Raw genomic sequence first — 6,257 nt, forward strand, 5'->3', positions numbered from 1 at the left:
TCTATAGTTGCGCGATCACCACATTCATGGCCGTGGTTACGCGGCCGGGTCGTCGAAGCGCTTCGACGATTCGTCGTTCAGGCCCGTCAGCCGGGTGTCGAGCCTGGCCACGCCGGTCTTGGCGCTGAATCGCGCCTGTCGTACGACATGAGGAGAATCGCATGCGGAAGTGGCGCCTTCGGCGCGGAATCACCGCGCTCGCGCTCGCCCTGCTCGCCCTGCCGACCGTCCCCGGCGCGGCACACGCCGACCCCACCTACCCGTTCCGTGACCCCAGCCTGCCCGTCCAGGTCCGGGTCGACGACCTGCTCGGCCGGCTCACGCTGGACGAGAAGATCTCCTGGCTGCACCAGTACCAGCCGGCCGTTCCCCGGTTGGGCATCGGCCTGTTCAAGACCGGCACCGAGGCGCTGCACGGCGTCGCCTGGTCGACCGACATCGACAACAACGGCGCGGTGGTCAAGGCCCGCGGCACGTCCTTCCCGCAGCCGGTGGGCATGGCGAGCACCTGGAACCCCGACCTGATCCAGCGGGTCGGGTCGGCCGTGGGCGACGAGGCGCGCGGCTACCACGCGCAGAACCCGCGGGTCTGGGGTCTCAACCTCTGGGCGCCGGTGGTCAACCTGCTCCGCGACCCGCGCTGGGGTCGCAACGAGGAGGGCTACTCCGAGGACCCGCTGCTCACCGCGAAGATCTCCACCGCGTACGGCTCGGGGATGACCGGGGGCGACCCGGACCACCTCAAGAGCGCGCCGACCCTCAAGCACTACCTGGCCTACAACAACGAGGTCCGGCGCGACGTCACCTCGTCGAACGTCCCGCCGCGGGTGCTCAACGAGTACGACCGGGCCGCCTTCAAGCCGGCCATCGCGGCCGACGCGGCGACCGGCGTGATGGCCTCGTACAACCTGGTCAACGGCCGCCCGGCGACCGTGGATCCGGACCTGGCGACGGTGGTACGGAGCTGGACCGACCAGCCCCTGATGAACGTCACGGACGCCTGGGCGCCGAACAACCTCGTCGCCTCGCAGGGCTACTACCCGACCCAGGCGCAGGGGAACGCCGCGATCGTCAAGGCCGGCCTCAACAGCTTCATCACCGACGACACCAACGCCCAGCCGACCGTCACCGCCATCAGGCAGGCCCTCGCCGACGGCCTGCTCACCGAGGCGGACATCGACGCCCGGATCGCCGAGATCCTGAACCTGCGCTTTCGCCTCGGTGAGTTCGACCCGGGCGGCGGCCGGTACGGCGGCATCACCCCGGACGTCATCAACAGCCCGGAACACCAACGGCTGGCCCGTCAGGCCGCCGGCGAGGCGATGGTGCTGCTCAAGAACTCGCGGCAGGCGCTGCCGCTGAACCCGGCCCGGACCCGCAAGGTGGCCGTGCTCGGTCCACTCGCCGACACCCTCTACACCGACTGGTACGGCGCCGACCTGCCGTACCAGGTGACCGCGCTGGACGGCATCCGCGAGCGGTTGGGCAGTTCGGCGAGCGTCGACGGGCTCGACGGGGCGGACCGGATCGCCCTGAAGGACCCGTCCACCGGCCGGTACGTGACGGCCACCGGCACCACCGACGCGGACCCGGTCGCCGCCACCGGCACCGACGCGTCGCTCGCGGCCCAGTTCGACAGCGTCGACTGGGGACAGAACGTGGTGACCCTGCGCAACGCCGCGAACGGCCGTTACCTCGGCTACAACTGGGGGCCGTTCGTCACCCGGGACGAGCAGCCGAACGGTTGGTACGTCCAGCAGCAGTTCACGCTGGAGCCGCAGGCCGACGGGACGGTCGCGTTGCGCTACGCCGGCTACGAGACGACGGAGAGCTGGTTCGGCGTCAACACGTACGTCACGGTCGGCGACGACGGCGCGCTCAAGCTCGGGGCGTCCAGCGCGGCGGAGGCGACCCACTTCCAGCGTGAGGTGATCAGTAGCGGGGTCGACCGTGCCGTCGCGGCGGCGAAGGCGGCCGACACCGCCGTCCTGGTCGTCGGCAGCAACCCGTTCATCAACGGGCGCGAGGCCCACGACCGCACCTCGATGGCGTTGAGCGCGGGCCAGGAGGCGCTGGTCAAGGCCGTGACGAAGGCCAATCCGCGAACGGTGCTGGTGTTGCAGACCAGCTACCCGGTCACGATCGGGTGGGAGCAGGAGCACGTGCCGGCGATCGTGTGGACCACCCACGCGGGCGCGGAGACGGGTCACGCCGTTGCCGATGTCCTGTTCGGTGACCGCAACCCGTCCGGCAAGCTCACCCAGACCTGGTACCGCTCGGACCGGCAACTACCGCCGGACCTGCTGGAGTACGACATCATCTCGTCCGGGCAGACCTACCTCTACAGCACCGCCAAGCCGCTCTACCCGTTCGGCCACGGGCTGTCGTACACCGGGTTCCGGTACGGCCAGCTCCGCGCGGACGACCGTTCGGTCGCGGCGGACGGCACCATCACGGCCCGCGTCGACGTGACCAACACCGGTAGCCGGGCCGGCTCCGAGGTCGTCCAGCTCTACAGCCACCAACGCACCTCGCGGGTGAAGACGCCGATCCGGGCGCTCAGGTCGTTCCAGCGGGTCGACCTCGCCCCCGGGCAGACCCGCACCGTCACGCTGCGGGTGCGCGCCGCCGACCTCGCGAACTGGGACGTCACCCGGAGTCGGTGGGTGGTCGAGTCGTCCGCGTACGACCTGATGGTCGGCGCGAGCGCCACCGATGTCCGGGCCCGCACGGCGGTCACGGTCCGCGGTGAGACGATCCCGGCCCGGGACCTGACCCGGACGACCCGCGCCGAGAATTTCGACGGGTACGCGGGGGTCCGGCTCGTCGACGAGACGAAGGTACGCGGTACGGCCGTGGGCGCCACCGCAGCCGGTCAGTGGATCTCCTTCGGGAAGTCCGCTCTGCGCCCGGGCGGCCACACCTTCACGGCTCGGGTCGCCAAGGCCACGGCGGGCACCGGCACGATCCAGGTTCGGCTGGGTTCGCCCACCGGCCGACTGCTCGGTACGGCCACCGTGCCGAGCACCGGCGACGACTACCGGTACGTCAGCGTCAGTGCCGAGGTTGCCCGGGTTGCCGGGACCCACGACGTCTACCTGGTGTTCGACTCTCCACTGCGGCTGGCGGACTTCTCGCTGCGCTGATCCGGACGGCTCGGGCCGGGGTGCTGGTGTCCCTCGGCCCGAGCCGATTCCGAATTCATCGGATGATCGACGATCAAGCATTGTGCTGCTCGTCTGCTTTGCGCTTTTGACAGGCATTTAGACATAGATGGGACCCAATCTCGTATTGCATTCGTCACACGTCTGACATACGCTCCGCCCAAGACTTCGTAGCGATTGGCAAAAGAGTGTGGTCGGGCCGCACCACGCGCCCCCCGCCGATCCTTGGTGGCGTCGCTGTTCCCTGCTTGTCGCTCGATGCACGTCCCAGGCACCAACGTCGACGACAAGTGAGAGAGGACAGCACGTGAGACCAGCCGCATCCACCACCCGCACGGCACTGCTCGCGGCGGCGCTCGTCGCCGCCACGCTGCCGGCCGTGGTGATCAGTCAATCGCCCGCCTCGGCCGCGGTTCAGGAGACGTACTACGTCGCCCCGGACGGTAACGACTCCAACGCAGGCACGCAGGCGTCACCGTTCAAGACGGTGCAACGCGCGCGGGACGTCGTCCGTACTGTTAACGCGAACATGTCCGGCGACATCAACGTCTACCTGCGTGGCGGCAGATACCCGGTCACCAGCACCGTCGAGTTCGGCGCCAGCGACTCCGGCACCAACGGGTACCGGATCAGCTACGCCGCCTATCCCGGCGAGACCCCCATCCTCGACGGCGGCGTCCCGGTCACCGGCTGGACCCAGCACAGCGGCAACATCTGGAAGGCGCCGCTGGATCGCAGCACCAAGCTGCGCACGCTGTACGTCAACGACAAGCGGGCGCAGATGGCGACCAAGACCGTCAGCTCGGGCGGGTGCTACGGGACGTACAACGTCACCGCCGGTCAGGCGTCCTGGGCGTGGGAGTCGGGCTCCCAGTGCGACGGCGCGAAGTACAGCCAGAACGACTTCCCCGCCATCCCCCGCAACCAGGACGACATCGAGATCGAGACGGGCACGACCTGGACCACCGCCATCGTCGGGGTCCGCCAGGTGACCACCGACGGCTCGAACCGGGTCGCCCTGTTCCAGCAGCCGGGCGCGGCCATCGCGCAGGGCGCGTTCAACGGCAACGCCCAGGTCGGCGGCAGCCACAAACTCATGAACGCGTACGAGTTCCTGGACGCCCCCGGTGAGTTCTACTTCGACAAGGGCACCAAGACGGTCTACTACTACAAGGCCAGCTCCGAGGACATGACGAACGCGTCGGTGTACGCGCCGAACAACGTCACCACCGTGCTGCGGGTCGCCGGCACCTCGACCACCAGCCACGCGCGCAACATCACGTTCTCCGGCCTGACCGTGCAGCACTCCGACTGGAACCTGTTCAACGTCGCCGGCTCGTCCTTCAAGCAGGCGCAGCAGGGCAACCTCGGCGCGCAGGCGTACGCGAAGGGCAACTTCCACGTCTACTACTACCGCAACGTGGACGTCACGCCCGGCATCGTCCAGGTGCAGAACGCCGACGGGATCCTCCTGCAACGCAACCGGGTCCAGCACACCGGCGCCGACGGCATCAGCATGGTCAACGACGTGCAGAACTCGCAGTTGATCGGGAACTACACGAACGACGTCGCCGGCTCCGCCATCGACGTCGGCCATCCCCAGCACGTCTACATCGGAGACGGCACGTCGAGCAACCGGGAGAAGTACCTCCCGCAGGTCGAGGGGTTGCCGAAGAACATCGAGATCAAGAACAACTACCTGTACGACAGCGCGGTGCTGTTCAACGGGCACAGCCCCATCTCGGCGTACTTCGTCGACACCCTGACGATCCAGCGCAACCGGATCGAGAAGGCCCCCTGGTCGGGCATCACGATGGGCTGGGGCTGGTGGAACTTCGACGGGTCATCCGGCTCGATCGCGCCCAACCGGCCGACCACGACGGCGCGGAACAACACCATCAGCTACAACCACATCATCGACACGGTCCAGCGCCTCAGCGACACGGCGCCCATCTACACGCTGGGCAGCCAGCCCGGGACCACGATCACCAACAACTATTTCCAGGGTGTGCCCTCGGGCCACAAGTACGGACTCCACCCCGACGAGGGCTCGGCGTACATCACCTTCCGGGACAACGTCCTGAGCATCGACAAGAACGTCACCTGGATGATCAACTCCGACGACTTCGGTCGGAAGCACGATCTGAGCATCACGCAGATCTACGGCCCGATCAACAAGGTGTCGAACAAGAACCTGCCGAACAGCACGGTCGCCGACATCCTCGTCTCCTCCGACTACGTCTGGCCGGCGGCGGCGTACGGCATCGCGGCCAGCTCCGGTCTTGAGGACGCCTACCGGGACATCATCCCGGCCAGCAGGTTCTCGGTGTCCAACTACGTGCTGCCGGCCAGCACGTACGTCACCAGCGCCACGGCGACGATCCCGATCCGGAGCACCGGCGACGCCGGCAAGTCGGTCTGGCTGGCCCCGTTGGGCACGACCACCTTCACGGCCGGGGCGACGATGACCCGGGCGGCCGGTAACGCCACGTCCATCGCCGTGCCGTCGACCCAGGGCGAGTACCGCCTCTACGTCGTCGACGCCCAGGGCAACCGGTCGGCGGAGTCGACCTCCCTCGTCCGGCAGCAGAGTGGCGGCGGCACCCAGCAGGGCGGCCAGCTCGTGGGCGGCCAGTCCGGCCGCTGCGTCGAGGTCCCCAACTCCTCGACCACCAACGGCACCCAGGCGCAGCTCTGGGACTGCGGCAGCGGCACCAACCAGCGGTGGACCGCCACGTCCAGCAAGCAGCTGATGGTGTACGGCAACAAGTGCCTGGACGCGTCCGGGGCGGGCACGGCCAACGGCACCCAGGTCATCATCTGGGACTGCCACGGCGGCGCGAACCAGCAGTGGAACATCAACAGCAACGGCACCATCACGAACGGCCAGTCCGGGCTCTGTCTCGATGCCAACGGCGCGGCCAGCGCCAACGGCACGAAGATCATCCTCTGGTCGTGCAACGGCGGCGCCAACCAGCAGTGGACGCTGCGTAGCTAAGGGCCTGTTTCATAAGAACTGGCCGGCCTGCGGCGGGCCCGGACGACGACCGGCGGCGTTGCGGTTTCGTCCGGATACAACACCGGTATCCGGAC

The 6,257-nt window shown here is 68.3% G+C and carries 2 protein-coding genes; both read left to right on the forward strand.

Annotated elements, in window-relative coordinates:
* The first annotated feature begins 161 nt into the window (after positions 1-161).
* Positions 162-3,146 carry a glycoside hydrolase family 3 C-terminal domain-containing protein gene (locus tag AB0J36_RS20420; RefSeq protein WP_363660995.1) on the forward strand — a complete coding sequence of 995 codons (2,985 nt, stop codon included), beginning with the start codon at positions 162-164 and terminating at the stop codon, positions 3,144-3,146.
* A 325-nt stretch (positions 3,147-3,471) separates the two neighbouring features.
* Positions 3,472-6,162: an RICIN domain-containing protein gene (locus tag AB0J36_RS20425; protein ID WP_357127554.1), complete on the forward strand. Its 2,691-nt coding sequence runs from the start codon at positions 3,472-3,474 to the stop codon at positions 6,160-6,162.
* Positions 6,163-6,257 lie beyond the last annotated feature (95 nt).

Origin of the sequence: Micromonospora sp. NPDC049662 (assembly GCF_040675055.1) — a bacterium.
Taxonomy (GTDB): Bacteria; Actinomycetota; Actinomycetes; order Mycobacteriales; family Micromonosporaceae; genus Micromonospora.